This is a genomic window from Paenibacillus sp. O199 (genome assembly GCF_001636635.1).
GTDB lineage: Bacteria > Bacillota > Bacilli > Paenibacillales > Paenibacillaceae > Paenibacillus > Paenibacillus marchantiae.
The window spans coordinates 96,867-113,867 of sequence record NZ_LGRP01000002.1; the positions used below are offsets into that span (position 1 = coordinate 96,867).

Annotated in this window: 13 protein-coding genes; 6 read left to right on the forward strand and 7 right to left on the reverse strand. The window is 47.9% G+C overall.

The annotated features are described in order from the left end of the window. Positions 1 to 58 precede the first annotated feature (58 nt). From A6049_RS03750 to A6049_RS03770, 5 genes are all read left to right on the forward strand, one after another. Entirely contained in the window at positions 59 to 787 is a 729-nt protein-coding gene (locus A6049_RS03750; RefSeq protein ID WP_063563333.1) for a (Fe-S)-binding protein, read from the forward strand. Beyond that, the gene (locus A6049_RS03755; RefSeq protein ID WP_063563334.1) at positions 784 to 2,301 is read left to right on the forward strand and encodes a LutB/LldF family L-lactate oxidation iron-sulfur protein; all 1,518 of its coding nucleotides are present in this window, start codon (positions 784 to 786) and stop codon (positions 2,299 to 2,301) included. Before A6049_RS03750 ends, A6049_RS03755 begins: the two co-directional genes overlap by 4 nt. Further along, the gene (locus A6049_RS03760) at positions 2,291 to 3,016 is read left to right on the forward strand and encodes a LutC/YkgG family protein (protein WP_063563335.1); all 726 of its coding nucleotides are present in this window, start codon (positions 2,291 to 2,293) and stop codon (positions 3,014 to 3,016) included. The genes A6049_RS03755 and A6049_RS03760 overlap by 11 nt, the downstream gene beginning before the upstream one ends. A gap of 259 nt (positions 3,017 to 3,275) precedes the next feature. After that, on the forward strand, positions 3,276 to 3,830 hold the full coding sequence (locus A6049_RS03765; protein ID WP_063563336.1) for a glutathione peroxidase: 555 nt from the start codon (positions 3,276 to 3,278) through the stop codon (positions 3,828 to 3,830). Positions 3,831 to 4,208: 378 nt separating this feature from the next. Beyond that, the gene (locus tag A6049_RS03770) at positions 4,209 to 7,382 is read left to right on the forward strand and encodes a bifunctional cytochrome P450/NADPH--P450 reductase (RefSeq protein ID WP_063563337.1); all 3,174 of its coding nucleotides are present in this window, start codon (positions 4,209 to 4,211) and stop codon (positions 7,380 to 7,382) included. A 237-nt stretch (positions 7,383 to 7,619) separates the two neighbouring features. Here A6049_RS03770 and A6049_RS03775 read toward each other — a convergent pair whose 3' ends face one another. Continuing rightward, positions 7,620 to 8,018 (reverse strand): hypothetical protein, encoded by a 399-nt coding sequence (locus A6049_RS03775; RefSeq protein WP_063563338.1) that lies wholly within the window; start codon positions 8,016 to 8,018, stop codon positions 7,620 to 7,622. Positions 8,019 to 8,138: 120 nt separating this feature from the next. Here A6049_RS03775 and A6049_RS03780 point away from each other — a divergent pair, with 120 nt between their 5' ends. Further along, a complete protein-coding gene (locus A6049_RS03780; RefSeq protein WP_063563339.1) occupies positions 8,139 to 8,483 on the forward strand; it encodes a hypothetical protein in 345 nt (114 codons plus the stop codon). A 119-nt stretch (positions 8,484 to 8,602) separates the two neighbouring features. On the opposite strand, the gene A6049_RS03785 is transcribed toward A6049_RS03780, so the two are convergent. The 6 genes from A6049_RS03785 to A6049_RS03810 form a co-directional block, all read right to left on the reverse strand. After that, positions 8,603 to 10,249, reverse strand: a complete 1,647-nt coding sequence (locus tag A6049_RS03785; RefSeq protein ID WP_063563340.1) for an MGH1-like glycoside hydrolase domain-containing protein — start codon at positions 10,247 to 10,249, stop codon at positions 8,603 to 8,605. 27 nt (positions 10,250 to 10,276) lie between these two features. Continuing rightward, on the reverse strand, positions 10,277 to 11,593 hold the full coding sequence (locus tag A6049_RS03790; RefSeq protein WP_063563341.1) for an ABC transporter substrate-binding protein: 1,317 nt from the start codon (positions 11,591 to 11,593) through the stop codon (positions 10,277 to 10,279). Positions 11,594 to 11,681: 88 nt separating this feature from the next. Continuing rightward, positions 11,682 to 12,521 carry a carbohydrate ABC transporter permease gene (locus tag A6049_RS03795; RefSeq protein WP_063563342.1) on the reverse strand — a complete coding sequence of 280 codons (840 nt, stop codon included), beginning with the start codon at positions 12,519 to 12,521 and terminating at the stop codon, positions 11,682 to 11,684. A gap of 5 nt (positions 12,522 to 12,526) precedes the next feature. Beyond that, complete coding sequence (locus A6049_RS03800) at positions 12,527 to 13,441, reverse strand: carbohydrate ABC transporter permease (protein ID WP_063563343.1); 915 nt, start codon at positions 13,439 to 13,441, stop codon at positions 12,527 to 12,529. 123 nt (positions 13,442 to 13,564) lie between these two features. Further along, complete coding sequence (locus A6049_RS03805) at positions 13,565 to 15,130, reverse strand: response regulator (RefSeq protein WP_063563344.1); 1,566 nt, start codon at positions 15,128 to 15,130, stop codon at positions 13,565 to 13,567. Further along, the gene (locus tag A6049_RS03810; RefSeq protein WP_063563345.1) at positions 15,102 to 16,919 is read right to left on the reverse strand and encodes a cache domain-containing sensor histidine kinase; all 1,818 of its coding nucleotides are present in this window, start codon (positions 16,917 to 16,919) and stop codon (positions 15,102 to 15,104) included. The genes A6049_RS03805 and A6049_RS03810 overlap by 29 nt, the downstream gene beginning before the upstream one ends. Positions 16,920 to 17,001: the final 82 nt, after the last annotated feature.

Consider the following 17,001-nt stretch of genomic DNA (forward strand, 5'->3'; position numbering starts at 1 on the left):
GTATTTGATACTTATATGCGTTATAACAACAATTCATCAGTTATAGGAGCGTGTAATCATGAAGGTCTCCTTATTCATTACCTGCCTCAGCGATGCCATATATCCCCGTGTGGGGGAGGCGATGGTGAGATTGCTCGCCGCTCATGGCGTTCGGTTGGATTTCCCGCCCGTGCAGACCTGCTGCGGTCAGCCTTCTTACAACAGCGGGTATTGGGATGAGACACGGGTAGCCGCCAAAACGATTCTGGAAGCCTTTGATGATAGTGATTTTGTCGTCTGTCCCTCGGGCTCCTGTACGTACATGATTCATCATTATCCCGAGCTGTTTGTCGATGAACCTGTATGGCTGGAGAAGGCTAAACGCTTGGAAGCCAAAGCCTACGAGTTCACACAGTTTCTCGTTCAGGTGCTTGGCATCACGGATTTGGGTGCACATTTTCCGCATAAGGTTACATACCATCCCTCCTGTCATGGCAGCCGTTTGTTAGGCGTAAAGGATGAGCCTATGGCATTACTTTCGGCAGTAAAAGGTTTGGAATTTGTTCCCCTTCCTTACGGAGAGGATTGCTGCGGCTTTGGTGGTACCTTTGCCATCAAAATGCCGGATATATCTGGTGCCATGGTCACAGAAAAGGTAGATCACATCAAAGAAACGGAAGCTGAAGTATTGGTAGGACTGGATATGGCCTGTCTAATGAATATCGCAGGTAATCTGCGGTATCGGAATGAACCAGTGCGTGTGATGCATTTGGCCGAACTGCTCTATGAGGGGGTGCAAACAGGATGAGTCAACCCGGTGTAATGGATGTTACCGTCAAAGAACGTGCAGAACTGGCTTTGAATGATGACTTCCTGCGGAAAGCCGTCAAGTTTACGACAGAGCGATTGCGTAATGGCAAGAAGTCCGCATCCGAAGAACATGGCAACTGGGAAGAATGGCGCGAACGTGGACGTCAGATTCGTCTGCATACGATCGCACATCTGGATTATTACCTGAATGAATTCGTCAATAATGCACGTGCCAATGGGGTTCATATTCATTTTGCGGATACTTCGGTAGAGGCAGCAGCGATTGCACTTGATATTGCGGCTCACAAGCAGGCTTCTACCGTGGTAAAATCCAAGTCCATGGTGTCCGAGGAAGTGCATCTCAACCATGTATTGGAATCCGCAGGTATTGAAGCAATAGAGACCGATCTGGGCGAATATATCATTCAATTGGCGGGTGAAGCCCCATCCCATATCGTCATTCCGGCTATTCACAAAAACCGTTACCAGATTGCGGACCTGTTGTCCAAGGAAGCGGGAGAAATTCTGGAACCGGACACCACCGTACTTGCCGGATTTGTACGCAAAAAGCTGCGTGAGAAGTTTCTTGAAGCAGATATAGGCATGACCGGCTGCAATTTTGCCATTGCTGAGACGGGTTCCATGGTCCTATTTGAAAATGAAGGCAATGCCCGCATGGTATCCACCGTGCCAAAAACACAGATTACCTTAATGGGCATGGAGCGTATCATTCCATCCTGGACGGATCTCGAGGTGATGGCAACCTTACTGCCACGCTCCGCGACAGGTCAAAAATTGACGATGTATATGTCAGGTATAACCGGCCCTCGCCGAACAGAAGACGGGGACGGACCAGATGAAATGCACATTATTATCGTGGATAATGGACGTTCACTTCAGTTGGGTGATCCCGAATTTCAGGAGCTGTTGAACTGTATTCGCTGCGGAGCCTGTCTGAACGCTTGTCCAGTGTATCGTCATATCGGCGGGCATGCCTATGGTGGAACCTACAGCGGACCGATCGGAGCGGTACTTACACCTGCACTCAATGGCAATATCGATGAATGGAACGACATCGCGGGTGCTTCCAGCCTGTGCGGAGCCTGTTATGAAGCCTGTCCGGTCAAAATTCCGCTGCATGATATGCTCGTATATTTACGCAGACGCAAGGTGGAAAAGGGCCATGGCAATAAGCTTGAGAGCGCTGGTATGAAAGGTTTTGCAGCGGTTGTATCCAATTCTAAACGATTCGGAGCGGCTATACGTCTCGGACAGATTGGTCAGAAAGCCGTTGTGCGGAATAACGGAATTTCACTTAAACTTGGGCCCCTCAAGGGCTGGAACAGCTATCGGGTTGCGCCAAGCCTCGCGAAGCGTTCCTTCCGGCAGCAATGGAACAAGTTGGATCAGGAGCTGAATCAGGAGAAGAAAGAAATGGATTCTTCCGTTCGGGACCGAATGGAACAGATTCTTCGTGAGCGCGAGGGGGGTGGTGGTCAACATGAACACTGAACATCAGGAATGGCTGGAGCAATTGGAGAAGAAGTCTCGTGCGAAGCAAGAGAACTTTATGAATGACATCGCCTCCAAATTGAGAAGACCTCGGCAGACACATGCTCCGACTCAACCTTTTCGTGGTGCACCCGCATTCTGGACGGATCTGGACTGGGACATAGATAAGCGCATACAGGCATTTACCGATAATTTTGTGAGTGTAGGTGCTCATATTGCACGGGTAAGAGACATTGGCGAAGCTTCGGACTTTATCGCTAATAAATCTCATGAATTGAGTGCGAAATATATCATACGTCAGAATGAACAGGCGCTGACGGATCTTGGATTGGAAGAGCAACTTCCCGATGTGCAGATTTCTGTATGGAACAGCCAAGCAGAGGAGAACTGGAAGGCACGGGCAGCCGAGTCAGATATCGGTGTAGTGATGGCGGATTATGCTACAGCATATACGGGTTCCGTCACGGTGCTTTCTTCGCCAGAAAAGGGACGCTCAGTTAGTCTATTGCCCACCGTACTCATCATCATTATTCCGATCGAACGGCTCTACACCAGACTTGGTGAAACGCTGGATCGCTTCGATGAAGCGGGAAGAGAGAATCTTCCAGCAGGCATTCATTTTATTTCCGGTCCCAGTCGTTCTTCCGATATTGAAAATGATTTGACCATTGGGGTACATGGACCGGGGATTGTATATGGTCTTATTATGGGATAACACCATTTCTAAATGCATAACCTCACGAATGACTGTCCAAAAGCAGCTTTTTGTCTGCGAAGGGCAGTTTTTTCTATGTCTAGTATGTCCATTATGAAAGGGATAATGAGCCATTCAATCATATGGCAGTAGATAAAAATATTCTATAGATAAAAACTATTAATATTATAATTATTATATATTTAACCTATCAAGAGAAGCGGCGTATAATCCATTCCAAGATAGGTTCATGTGAGAACCGACCAAGGAGGCGTTATGAATGAGTATATTTTCTTATCAGGTTCCATTCATGGATGGACACGTGGGCGATTTATTTGTTTTTGAGGGGAAAGTGCTACTTATCGTGAATACAGCCAGCAAGTGCAGTTACTCTCGACAATTTACGGAGCTTCAACACCTGTATGAGCAGTATCGTGATCAAGGGCTGGAGATCCTGGCGTTTCCCTGTGATCAGTTTAATCAGAAGGAGCCGGGCAACAATGATGAGATAGCTCAGTATTGTAGGAATCATTTTCATATATCCTTTCCGATTTTTGAGAAGATCGAGGTTACCGGACCATTCATACATCCTTTGTTTCGCGATCTGGTCGAAACAGTCCCATTTGAGGGTTATGATATGGAATCGGAAGAAGGCCGGTGGATGGATCAATTCCTCAAGGAGAAACATCCCGAATTATACCGGGGAGACGGGATCAAATGGAATTTTACCAAGTTTCTGATTGATCGAACAGGGGAAGTGAGTGGTCGCTATGAGACTACGGTTGCACCGATAGAGATGGAGTCCGCGATTCGGAACCTGCTGAAACAGGCCTAGTTTGAGTTTAATGAACTGTGTATCTTCGAAATTCTAGTTTTCGTTCAGAGCCAAATAATCTCTATATGGAGGGACCAAAGGGGAAATTTACTCATGCCAATTCGGATGGATACCCATTGGTCCTACGACTTTGAGACTGTTGAAGATTAGGACTGGGAATGTTAGGGTAAAAGAAAGATAACGAAGGAACCCATTTTTTTTAATCTAAACTGACCAATATACCATTTTGGTCAGTTGGTTCCGGTATGAATTTCAGGTTATCTGGATGAAATATGAAAATTTGCAGAAAATGTAGTCATGTCTGTTGATCTGAAGTCGTAGTTGAACGAAGGTATTATTTTTTAGTCGAACGTAACACTTGGAAGAGGAGTGAGTATTATGGCGCAAATTTCAGTTCCCCAACCCAAAACTTTTGGGCCTTTAGGAAACTTACCACAGTTAAATACCGATGAGCCTGTACAATCCCTGGTGAAACTCGCTGAAGAGTATGGCCCCATTTTTCGAATGGATTATCCTGGCCGAAGTGAATTGTATATTTCAGGTCACGAACTGGTAGCCGAGGTAACCGACGAATCCAAATTCGATAAACGTGTATGGGCACCGCTGGAGAAGGTACGTGCATTTGCCGGAGATGGCCTGTTTACGAGTTGGACTCAAGAACCGAATTGGAAAAAAGCTCACAATGTGTTGCTGCCCAGCTTCAGCCAGCGTGCGATGCAGGGATATCACAACAAAATGATTGATCTCGCTGTACAACTCGTGCAGAAGTGGTCCAGATTGAATCCGGATGAGACGGTTAACGTACCTGATGATATGACTCGTCTCACCCTGGATACGATTGGATTGTGTGGATTCAACTACCGATTTAACAGCTTTTACCGGGAAGAACCGCATCCCTTCATTACCAGTATGGTTCGAGCACTAGACGAATCGATGAGTTCGTTGCAGCGTTTGCGTCTGCAAGACAAGCTGATGATCACCAAAAAGAAACAGTTTGAGCAGGATATCCGTTCGATGTACTCTCTGGTGGATCATATTATTGCGGAGCGCAAGGAGCAGCCCCAGGAAGGGGCGGACGATCTGTTGTCCCATATGCTTAGTGGCAAGGACCCGGAAACCGGGGAAACGCTGGACGATGAAAATATCCGTTACCAGATCATCACCTTCCTGATTGCTGGACATGAGACGACGAGTGGCCTGTTGTCCTTTGCCATCTATTATTTAATGAAAAACCCGGATACCCTTGCCAAGGCTCAAGCTGAAGCAGATCAGGTTCTGAAAGATCCGGTTCCAACATACAATCAGGTCCGCAATCTGAAATATGTTCGCATGGTTCTGAACGAAGCATTGCGGTTGTGGCCTACGGCTCCGGCATTCTCCTTATACGCGAAGAAAGACCTTATTCTGGACGGGAAATATCCTTTGCAAAAAGGGGATAGTGTCAGTGTACTCATTCCCAAGCTGCATCGGGACCGCGACGCGTGGGGTGACGATGTGGAGGAATTCCGACCGGAACGGTTCGAAGATCCGAGCAAGGTACCACATGACGCCTATAAACCATTTGGTAATGGCCAGCGGGCCTGCATCGGTCAGCAGTTCGCCCTTCAGGAAGCAACACTTGTGCTAGGAATGGTCCTGAAGCATTTTGAATTCATCGATCATGCGGACTATCAGTTGAAAGTGAAAGAAACGTTGACGCTCAAACCCGATAACTTCACGATTCGTGTTCGTGCACGCGGGGGTCAACCGGTCATGGCTGTGCCGGGTGTTGCCGTGGAGGAACCGACTCCGGTTGCCAAAAGACAAGAGCCGGATACAGCAAATGCCCATCACACCCCGATGCTTGTCCTGTATGGATCCAATCTCGGGACAGCGGAAGGCATTGCGCGTGAAATCGCAGATACCGCAAGATACCAGGGCTTCCGTAGCGAGGTGGCTACCCTGGATGATCGTGTAGGCAAACTTCCGAAGGAAGGCGTCGTCATCATTGTGAGCGCATCCTACAATGGTCAGCCACCAAGCAATGCCAAGGATTTCGTCGATTGGATTGAACATGCGGATGCAGGGGAATTCCAAGGCGTTCGATTCTCCGTTCTCGGATGTGGGGATCACAACTGGGCCAGCACGTACCAGCGTATCCCGCGTTTGATTGATGAGCAGTTATCTTCCAAAGGAGCAGAACGGTTATCACCGATCGGAGAAAGTGATGCCAGCGGGGACTTTGAGAAACAGGTTGGAGACTGGACCGAGCAACTATGGCCGGATTTGGCACGAACTCTGGGCCTCAAGTTGAACACAAGCTCAGGTAGTGAGCGCAGTTCCTTGTCAGTACAGTTTGTCAGCGGACTGGCGGTAACGCCGCTCGCGGATACGTATGATGCACATGTTGCTGAAGTGCTTGAGAATCGGGAACTTCATGATGCGGGCAGTGAACGAAGCACACGTCATCTGGAGATTAAACTGCCTGAAGGCGCAACGTATAAAGAAGGCGATCACCTGGGCATTTTGCCGCAAAACCCGTCTGAGCTCGTAGAACGAGTACTGAAACGATATGGATTCACAGGTACGGAACATCTGGTTCTGGATGCCTCTGGTCGCAGCGCAGCTCATCTTCCATTGCACCAACCGGTTAGTCTGGTCGATCTGCTCAGTCACAGTGTGGAGCTTCAGGAAGCGGCAACTCGGGCCCAACTGAGGGAGCTGGCGGCGTACACGGTGTGCCCACCGCATAAGAAGGAGCTCGAAGCGCTTCTTGATGAGTCTGTTTACATGGAAGAAGTGCGTAAGAAACGCATATCCATGCTGGATTATTTGGTGAAATACGAAGCATGTGAGCTGCCTTTCGAACGGTTTTTGGAACTGCTGCCTTCCCTGAAAGCCCGATATTATTCAATCTCCAGTTCACCGCGAGTGCAGCCTGAGCAGGCCAGCATAACCGTCAGCGTAGTGCGTGCTCCGGCGTGGAGTGGTCAGGGAGAATATAAAGGTATAGCGTCCAACTATCTGGCGAACTTGAAGCCGGGTGAAGAGGTTGTCATGTTCATACGCACGCCTGAGTCCGGGTTCGAACTGCCAGAAACTGCAGAGGCTCCGATCATTATGGTTGGTCCGGGGACGGGCGTAGCTCCATTCCGTGGTTTCCTGCAGGCAAGACGTGTACTGAAGGAACAGGGTGAGAAGGTTGGCGAGGCGCATCTGTATTTTGGATGTCGCAACCCTGAACATGATTATTTATATAAAAATGAACTCGAAACTGCGGAGCAAGAGGGCCTTGTCCAGCTTCATACCGCCTTCTCCCGCGTGGACGGGGAAGAGAAATGTTACGTGCAGCATCTAATGAGGGATGATGCCCACAAACTGATTCCTCTGCTCGAACAGGGTGGACATCTGTATGTTTGCGGCGATGGCAGCAAGATGGCACCTGATGTTGAAGCAACACTCAAGAAAGCGTACGCTGATGTCAGCGGCAACTCCACAGAGGAAGCCGATGCGTGGTTAGAACGTTTGCAGCAGGAAGGTCGTTATGCCAAGGATGTGTGGACAGGCATCTGAGTGATACGTTCCTGATTCCAATGATTATTGATAGGCATCTGCGCGGTGAGACACAGAAGGGTTCTGTGCTCACCGCTTTTTGCTATGGCACAATATCCGAGCAGACCAATGCAGGTATGAGTTATACTAGGGAATAGAAATATGCATATCATGACATGGGGTTGACCCAGGGCATGGATCGTTTCTCTCATTGGGCGATTGCTGGCACAGATATGAATTCAGCGATGTCTGGTCTCATTATTTCTTCTTTTTATTCGTTGGACGATAGATCGATTCGACCTGAGTTAGCGGAAAGAGAATACGTGAGGAGAATTTACCTTTTCCCTGCAGCTCAATGTAATCCAGTCCAACACCAACAAGTCGGATATTGTTAAATGCGTTTCCGGATGGGAATACCGTGCGGATGCCTACCCGTATGCCTCGCCGTGCTCGTGGTACATCAAATACACGAATGGAAAACAAACTGAGTGGAATAAATAACTGCCGATTGACTTTGATAAAATTGCGCGGATATACTTTTCTAATTATTCCAGGTTCCAGACCAGACAATGGAGCATTCAGTTCTGCCAGATGTCCCTGGAACTCGGCCAGACGCTGCTGAAGTGTTTTTCCTGTATGAAGTTGGTGCCAATTCATAAGCAATCCTCCGTTCGCCATTTATACCTACTATATGAATGGACGAGGGCAAGAGGTGAGCAAAATGGCGCCCATGTTACTCATGATAAGGTACAACTTAAGATATAGGGAGTGATTCAGATGGACGTGGAAATGTATAAAGACCTCATTCGGGATGAACGTGGCAACTATTATATCGCGGTACAGATAGAGGGTAATGAGCTTACGCTTGTCAACGCATTTGTTGAAGCATCGTTTACACCGGAACTGATCTATAATGAAGAATTTCGTAATAAACATAAAGAGATGGAAGGCGGCTTTGTAGGCAAAATTGCAATGGACCTTCTCCGGCATGATGTGGTCATGGGTTTGAAACAAATGGACAGAAAGCTGTTGGAGCTGTCGGAAGTTGAACAGAAGTACACGGTGAACTATATAGATACGATTGAGTTCTATCGCCACCCTGCGTGGGAGCGGAAAGCATAAGCGAAGGCTCATTTTCGTGGACAGTCCATTAGGATAGTAAAATCGTAAAAGCGCAAGTACAGGGGAGCTACCCTTGCCACTTGCGCTTTTGGCGTTGCAACTATTCATCGGGAAACGCACTATCGATAGGAAGGATAGATGATGCCGATATCTCGTTCTGTTTTCAAGCTTCCCTCTATATACCGCTGGAGTTCATTTCCTTTGATTCGAATCGGAATGGAATTCCCTCGATAGATCAGTTCACCCTCAATCGTGCGCACGCTCATTCCGATGACGCCTTCCAAATGTCCACCCTGATCCGTAATTAACCGAATTCCTGCTGGCCCCTCCATAAGAATCTTACCATCCTGATATACCGTTACCCGTTCTGGCGTGTTCACCAATTCAAAATGCAGCCCATTCACCGTACGGCTGTACGCCGTATGACCAGCGACTTCTTCGCCATGATCCATGTCGATGGGGAGAAGACCGGTAAACCACAGTTGGTCCGATCCAACCGGCATGATGCCGCATAACCGTTCCACATAATCAAGCAGGCAAAGAATGGAGGGGGAATAGGTTTCCGTAAAACCCTCCTCCCCGGTCCATGGGCTTAAAGCCTGCGCAAAGCGCGTTGCTTTGGAAAGGGACGACAAGATGGGTTGCAGTACCCAGGTCAATTCCACATAGCGATGGTGATATTCAAAAGCATGTGGTGCACGGATCAGACTCAGGAAGTTGGATGCTCCACCCCAGCTGTTATAAGAGGAGAACGGATCGAACCGTGGATCATCCATCGACATGGAGGTGAACGGGTATTTGGCAAAAAACTTACTTGTGTTCAGCAAATACCGGCGCAGTATGTTATCAAACAATCCACGGTCGCCCACCTCGCAGGCCATCACGCGCAGCAGCACATCGGACTGTACCCTGACGAATTCGTCATTGCGATCCCGGTCGTAGAAGAACATATCCTCTTCGTCATAACAGTAGCGAAAGAGACTTTCGAGACTGGCTTCAGCTTTTGCTTTCCAATCACCACCAGACTCCCCAAGTTCCTCAGCCATTTGGGATAAATACATGCGCTGGCAATATATATTGGCGGTTAAGTCTGGTGCCAAAAAAGGCAGGACCGGAGAGTCCGGATGGTAGGACGCAGCATCATTCATATATGGTGTATCCGGGACGTGCCAGAACCGTGGGGACAGATCATGCCCGGTATCAAAGGTACTAAATGCCTCCACACAGCCGGTCCCTCGGGTATTGCGATACGTTGCAATCCATTCGTCGTATTGTACCATGGCCTTGTACATAGTCTTCAGGAAAGAACGGTTCTTTCCATGAAGTTGGTAGTGGTTCCATACGCTTCGTGCCAATGGTGTAACGAGCTGAATCTGGCGAAAGGATGGACCGTTCTCCGTTAGCTTATAAGGCAGTAATCCATCTTCTCTTTGGTGTCGGGCAAAAGCAAGATAGGTCGTTTCCGATACGGAAGGAATTAGACGTGACAGCAGCTCCGCATTAATGGTGCCCGTACTCTCTAGCCAACAACCCAGATAGATGCCACCTTCCTGAAGAATGGGCTCACTGCCGTTCAGGGGCACAATGCAAGTCAGTAACTTCTCCAATGCGGAATAATAAGTCGCTTCCAATCGTCCGCCGGATGCCGCGAATCGAACACCCGACGCCTGCCATTCCAGTATTAACTTTTGATCTTCCGGTTTACCTGGCTGCACATGATCGTGGATCGAAGTTTGACGCAGCTTGTTCGGCAGGGCTTCTGTCATGTCGACCTCCTTATAGCTAGCGGTTATTTATTGATTGGATTCAAAGATTCGTACGGTGCCATTATAGAAGTCAGTCACGGCTTGCTCCACACTTTTTCGGCCAAAGCCGATTTCCTGGTTGGTTGTCTGGGCCAGCTTGGAGAATTCAGCGAATCCCGGTGGATTATAGCTCACGTCAAAAGGCTCCGTTTTTGTAGCTTCAGATACAAAGCTGGTGTAATTATATACAATCTCTTCAATAGGTCCCGCTTCTTGCTGAAGCAGATTGCGGTTGGCTTCCGTAACGGGCACGCCGCGGTCGTTGCCGAGAATTTTGGCTGCGTCCGGATCATTAATCCAGAAATCCATCAGGATCGCGACTTCTTTTGCATGTTTGGTATTCGCATAACCGGACAACCCCTGACTGGATTCAAATACAACCCCAGTTCCTTTTGGACCCCGTGGTACAGGCAAAAGAATTAACTTATCTTCTGTGAGACTCTGGAAAGCAGCCAGTTGATTCGAAGGAAGCAGGCTCATAGCCGCCTTGCCCGTAATAAGCAAGGATTTACTCGTATCATCCGGTGGGTTGGAAACCTGCAATTCAGGCGTGACCACACCTCCGGATTTGGAAGCCTGCTCCCAGTAAATGAACCATTCCAAAATGTCTTCTTTTGCAAATCCGAGCGTGCCATTCTTCATATCATATAGCTGTTTGCCGCGTTGTTTCAAAAAGATATCCATACCGTCAACTGTGAAATTATAGGTTCCATAAAAGCCCTTACCGAGCTTGTCGGACAGCTCTTTGCTGATTGCAGCATAATCTTCCCAAGTCCAATCCGAAGCTGGCAAAGGGATTCCCGCTTGATCGAATAGCGCTTGATTAACGACAATACCCCGTGCATTCGCACCTGCGGAAATATGCTGCAGCTTCCCATCAAGACGCCCATATTCAACCATGGTGGCATCCATGCCATCCAGATTCAGTTCACTACCGACATAAGGGTCCAGGTTCAAAAGTACATCCTTTTTTGCATAGTCAACCACATTACCCCCAAGGAAGAAAATATCCGGTGCTGTGCCTGACGCCAGCTGTGTATTCAACTTGTCGAAATATCCGGAGGAAGGGGCAAATTCACCTACAATTTTAATATTCGGATGTTTCTCCTGAAAAACCTTCAGGGCTTCGTTCGTAATATCTGCCCGTTTTTGATCGCCCCACCACATCATGCGCAGTTCGACTTGCCCGTCTTCCGCGATCTTTGTTCCTGTCTGCTCATCAGCGCCGGTATGATCCGTTCCAGAGCAGGCAGTCACCAATAACAGGAGTGAAGCTATAACAGTGATCATTAATCGTTTGAACATGAGAAATCCCCCTGACGATGGATAATGAAAAATATAATATCTGTTGTACACGTATTGCGTCTGGACAGGTATTTTCGTAATTTCGTAATCACTTCAGCCCAGTCGTTGCAATCCCCTCTAGAAAATAACGCTGAAATACCAGAAAGATGATGGTCACAGGCAGCAGAGACAGCGTGGACATGGCGAGCAGTGCGCCCCAATCCGATTGTCCCGATGGATCAAACAATGACCGAATCCCCAGCTGTACGGTAAACAGATCAATTTTGCTCAGGTAGATCATCTGGCTAAAGAAGTCATCCCAGCTCCAGATGAAGGTGAAGATCGCTGTTGTGATCAGTGCAGGAACGAGAAGAGGCACCACGATTCTGAAAAAAATCTGAGATTGCCCGCAACCGTCAATGGTTGCACTCTCGTCCAGCTCCCGTGGGATTCCACGGATGAATTGAACCATGAGCAGAATGAAGAAGGAATCCTGTGCCAGCCACTTGGGCAGAATGAGCGGGAAATACGTATTAATCCAATGCAGCTCGTTATACAGAATGTACTGAGGTACCAGGGTTACATGGTAAGGAAGCATGATGGTGACCAGCATAATGCTGAACCACAGGCCTTTGAACTTGAACTTCAATCTGGAAAAGGCGTAGGCTGCAAGGGAACAAGAAATCACATTTCCCAACACACTCATGACTGAGATCAGCGCCGAGTTGCCGAAGAAGCGGCCAAACGACACCCCTTGCAATCCTTTCCAGCCATTCACAAAATGATCGAGGGTGAAGCTGGTTGGAATCAGGCTGCTATTGGTGAAGATGAGATGATTCGGTTTAAATGAACTGAGAATTAACCATAACACCGGATACAACATCAACAGACCGAAGAGGATAATGGCTGCATGCCTCCCGGCTTGAACCAAACGTCGCTTTAGTGGCATGTGTACTATCTCCCTTCCTGATTGTCGCCGTAGAACACCCAGAATTTCGAGGTGAGGAAGACGATTGCGGTGAATACCCCGATAATGACCAGCATGATCCACGCCAGGGCAGAAGCATAACCCATATCAAAGAACGAGAAGCCTTTCAGATACAGATACAAGGTATAGAACATTGTGGCGTCGAGCGGGCCTCCACGTCCATCCCCGATCACATAAGCGGGTGTAAAGGCTTGAAACGAATTGATCATGCTCATGATCAGGTTGAAAAAAATAACAGGCGAGAGCATCGGAAGTGTGATGCCGAAGAATTGGCGTACCTTTCCTGCCCCGTCGACGTCCGAAGCTTCATATAAATCGGCTGGAATTTGCTTTAGGCCAGCCAGAAAGATAACCATGGCCGAACCAAACTGCCATACAGAGAGTGTGACGATCGTATAGACCACATAATCGGGATGGGCAATCCAGGCGGGTCCGGTAATTCCGAACCAGCTCAGAAACTGATTGACCAAACCACTTCCCTCAAAAATCTGACGCCAGACGATCGCAATAGCGACGCTGCCTCCCAATAGGGAAGGGATGTAATACACGGTCCGGTATAAGCCGAGTCCCCGAATCCCTTTGTTCAGCGCCATCGCTACAAGTAGGGCGAAGGCAAGCCTTAGCGGAACGGATAGAAATACATAATAAAACGTTAGCCCCAAAGATCTGCGAAAGGTATCGTCTTCGGTAAAAATCTGGACATAGTTGCTGAGCCCCGTCCACGTTGGTGATGTTAACAAATTAAATTTCGTCAAGGACAGGTAGAGCGACGCAACCATCGGTCCGAGTGTCAGACAGAAAAGTCCGATGAGCCAGGGCAGCAGAAACAAATAGGCAGTCATATTCTGCTGGCCGTATAACGGCTTGGACAGCTTTCTCATCATAGGCCTCCCTTCAGGGTTGGATGTGAATTCGTGATCACCGCAGAATTGAATCCGCTTACAATATTTACGGTGATTTTCTTGGTAAATTCATCATACCGGGGAGGGGGAGAAGCCGGAATCTCATTTCTTCGGATCATGATTATCAATTTTTTCGGAATGCAGCAAACGATAATCCGAAGGACTTATGTTGAACATTTTTTTGAATTTTGAACTGAAATAGCTTGGGGAACGGAAGCCTGTCAGCTCTGTAACATCCCAAACGGTTAGTTGGGTTTCCTTCAGTAAACGTATGGCATGTTTCATTCGCACCTCGGTTACATATTGAATAAAAGAGATGCCGGCAGCTTCTTTGAATATCTCTGAAAAATAGGTAGAGTTGTAGTTATATTGCTCAGCTAACGAAGTTAATGTCAGTTCCAGCATGTAATTTTCCTCGATATATCGTTTGGCCGATTCAATGACCGTATCTTCTCCAACCTCGGATGGCTGCTGTTGATTCACAAAATCTTCCGCCCAATGCATCAGCAGCAGTTCTGCCTGGTCTGGAGTCTTTAGCCAAAGCACCCATTCCGGGGAAATCCACGAGGATTCCTGTTCGAACAATAATGAAATTTGAAAAAGGCTTCGGATCATATGGGAAGTGGATATCCGAAATGAGTAAGCAAGCTCCTTTCGAATCACGCTGCGGAAGGTATCCAGCTCTCCACGAATGAGGCAACGATGCAGCATGCGACTGGTTTCCTCAGGCAGTAATGGACTATGATCTACTTCGGGTACACGGTCCTGTGCACCTTTGCGTCCAGCAGAGTTCCATGCCAATAGGGAATGAATATAGCCTTCTTTCCAGCGCTCAAACCCAGACACGGACAATCCCAATCCAACTTGTACATCCATCGTTAAAACAGAGCGGGTCTGTGCTGTGATCTGCTGAGCAAATTCGTGCTGAATACCTTCCAATGTTATGAAATGCATAATTCCAGGGTGGGCTCCGTCATGGAACACTTGCACATTATCTGGATAGGACTGGGCCATTTCGTGACAAAGCAGCTCAAAGGGAAGGTAGAGCTTTTCGGGAATACGTTCCACTGAGGCAGTCTGTATACCGGAGTCTCGCATGCCAGCGGTGATGAAACAGACGCTGTGATCCTGCCAGGATTCCACATGAAACAGCCGCATCCGCTCTGGCAGTGAAGAAGGTGGGAGGCGATGCCCCCTAACAAGATCAAGCAGGAAACGTTGCTTCATTTCTTTGTAATACTGGGAGAGACGCCATTGCATCATTTCGGAATCGCCGTGAAGCTGTTTCTTTTTATCCAACTCATCTTTGATTTTATTTAAAGTGGTTTTCAGTTCATCCCGGGTTACAGGCTTCAGCAAATAGTCCATGGCCTGGCTGCGCACACCTGCTCTGGCATAGTGGAAATCTTCATATCCAGTGATGATCATAATTTGAATGGAAGGATTAAGGCTTCGGCAAACGTCCAGCAATTGGACGCCATCCATGACAGGCATGTTCATGTCTGTAATTAACAAGTCAAAATGTTCAGCTTTCAGAAGCTCTTCCGCTTCGATGCCGTTTGCTGCTTCACCTGAAATGATAAAGCCCATGTCTTGCCAGTTCACTTTCAATTTTAGTCCTTCGCGAACCTCGATCTCGTCATCTGCGATCAATACGTTGTACATCATATTCCTCCTGTGCGGGTAGAATCAGTTCAATAGACGTGCCGTTATGCTCTCCGTTCTCGATCTGAATGTTAAACAGACTTCCGTAATGCAAGCGGCAGCGTGCAACCACATTACCGAGCCCAATGTGCCAGCTTTGGCTTCGCAATAGGGGTTCGAGCTGAGATGCTTCAACAGGATCATGAATTTTCTGGATGATTTCGGCTGGAATCCCGGGCCCATTGTCTGAAATGTTGAAATGCAGGCGGTTATTCCGTCTGGAGATCCGGATGTGTACTTCTGCCGTCGTCTGATGCTGGAAGCTGTATTTGACGGCATTCTCAATAAGCGGCTGAAGAATAAATTTGATGATGACCAGGGAATCCAGCCTGCCTTCCTGTGTCAGAGTAATGTCCTGCTTATGACCGAAACGGGTTTGCAGAATGGAGATATAGTGCCGGATATAAGCCAGTTCCTCTGCAAGCTGTACCCTGTCGTCACTTGTATTCATGGAGAATCGCATCATTTTGCCCAGATCCTCAATGACCTGAACTGTATCATCTGTTCGGCGCTGCATGGCGAGACTGCTCACCAGTTCCAGCGTGTTAAACATAAAATGGGGATTAATCTGCATGAGCAGCGCTTTATACTCAGCTTGCTGGCGGAGCAGCTTCAACTCGAATTCATTCTGGATGTGCTGTCGCAATCGGCTGATCATGTAGCGGAAAGTGGAGATGACATAACTGACTTCGCTTTTTACATTTTTGTCCGGAGGTAGAAGGGACTCTGCTTGATCGAATGCGCCGCGTTGTACCTGTCTCATGGCCAATACCAGTCGTGTTAAAGGTTTGGTGACGCCATAAGAGAGCCAGGTAGCGGCAAACAAAGAGACGAGAATGAGAACAATGGTGACCACCAGAATGGTACTCTGAAGTTTGTGAAGAGAAGAATATAGCTCTTTTTCCGGTGCCAGACCCGCCAGCATCCAGCCCGTACGCCCTAGCTTTTTGTATACCAGAATGTCACGCTGTCCTTCATCATTGTTCAGGTACACCACACCCGATTTGAGCGAGTTGTTCCGAATCTGATCGATTTCTGCTAAAGCTTCGGCACCAAGCTGATTGGCCTGTTGGGAAAGAATAGGGCTTCCTTTTTCGCCCAGCAGAAAAATAGTGCTGCTTTCGGCCAGATGGATTCGGTTAAGCGGTTCCAGAAAGTAAGATTCGCTGACATTAATTTTCATCACATTTTGGGCTGTAGCATGGTGAAAGGTCCCAATGGGCATCAGCAGGCTAACTACCGGGTTGCCGTGATCCCTTATATTTTCATGTTGATCGGTATGTGCAGGCAGCCAGTGATTCCCTGAGATAAAGAAATTTTTGTACCATAATTCTTGCAAGAAGAGAGGGTCGGTCGTTACTTGATTTTCACTGCCAATCCTCAGCCCGTTTCGTCGATAGATGGATACATCGGAGATACTGGTGTAGCTGTTCGTAGCCTGGGTCAGAAAACGGCTCATCGCCAGATTGACAAGCATCTTTTCCCCTTCAGGAAGGTTGGGGTCACTCATCGCGTTATCCCAGTTCTTGGCGGTATCGCTGTTGAAAACAAGAGAAGCTACATCATAGATCTGCATTTGAACCATATCGACATAGGAGCCGTATTCCTCCATCTTCTCAAGAGCAGAGGATTCAATGTAAGAGCGGATCACGGTACGTGATTCCTTAAAGAGTAGGAAGGAGAGTGTGCCAAAACAAAGAACGAAGAGCACAACGATAAAGGCGATCAGGCGGCTTTTTAATGAGAAAAACATGGATTCCTCCTTAAGCGAATAGACTTCAAGACCGTCGTCAAAATGGGAAAAAGACTGCGTATTATACGCAGTCTTTGAATTA

Excerpts from the sequence above, each read along its gene's own strand:
- A6049_RS03780 (WP_063563339.1), top strand. The coding sequence starts at position 8,139 with ATGGACGTGGAAATGTATAAAGACCTCATTCGGGATGAACGTGGCAAC.
- A6049_RS03750 (WP_063563333.1), top strand. The coding sequence starts at position 59 with ATGAAGGTCTCCTTATTCATTACCTGCCTCAGCGATGCCATATATCCC.
- A6049_RS03770 (WP_063563337.1), top strand. The coding sequence starts at position 4,209 with ATGGCGCAAATTTCAGTTCCCCAACCCAAAACTTTTGGGCCTTTAGGA.
- A6049_RS03795 (WP_063563342.1), bottom strand. The coding sequence starts at position 12,521 with ATGCCACTAAAGCGACGTTTGGTTCAAGCCGGGAGGCATGCAGCCATT.
- A6049_RS03760 (WP_063563335.1), top strand. The coding sequence starts at position 2,291 with ATGAACACTGAACATCAGGAATGGCTGGAGCAATTGGAGAAGAAGTCT.
- A6049_RS03785 (WP_063563340.1), bottom strand. The coding sequence starts at position 10,249 with ATGACAGAAGCCCTGCCGAACAAGCTGCGTCAAACTTCGATCCACGAT.
- A6049_RS03775 (WP_063563338.1), bottom strand. The coding sequence starts at position 8,018 with ATGAATTGGCACCAACTTCATACAGGAAAAACACTTCAGCAGCGTCTG.
- A6049_RS03765 (WP_063563336.1), top strand. The coding sequence starts at position 3,276 with ATGAGTATATTTTCTTATCAGGTTCCATTCATGGATGGACACGTGGGC.
- A6049_RS03800 (WP_063563343.1), bottom strand. The coding sequence starts at position 13,441 with ATGAGAAAGCTGTCCAAGCCGTTATACGGCCAGCAGAATATGACTGCC.
- A6049_RS03805 (WP_063563344.1), bottom strand. The coding sequence starts at position 15,130 with ATGATGTACAACGTATTGATCGCAGATGACGAGATCGAGGTTCGCGAA.
- A6049_RS03810 (WP_063563345.1), bottom strand. The coding sequence starts at position 16,919 with ATGTTTTTCTCATTAAAAAGCCGCCTGATCGCCTTTATCGTTGTGCTC.
- A6049_RS03755 (WP_063563334.1), top strand. The coding sequence starts at position 784 with ATGAGTCAACCCGGTGTAATGGATGTTACCGTCAAAGAACGTGCAGAA.
- A6049_RS03790 (WP_063563341.1), bottom strand. The coding sequence starts at position 11,593 with ATGTTCAAACGATTAATGATCACTGTTATAGCTTCACTCCTGTTATTG.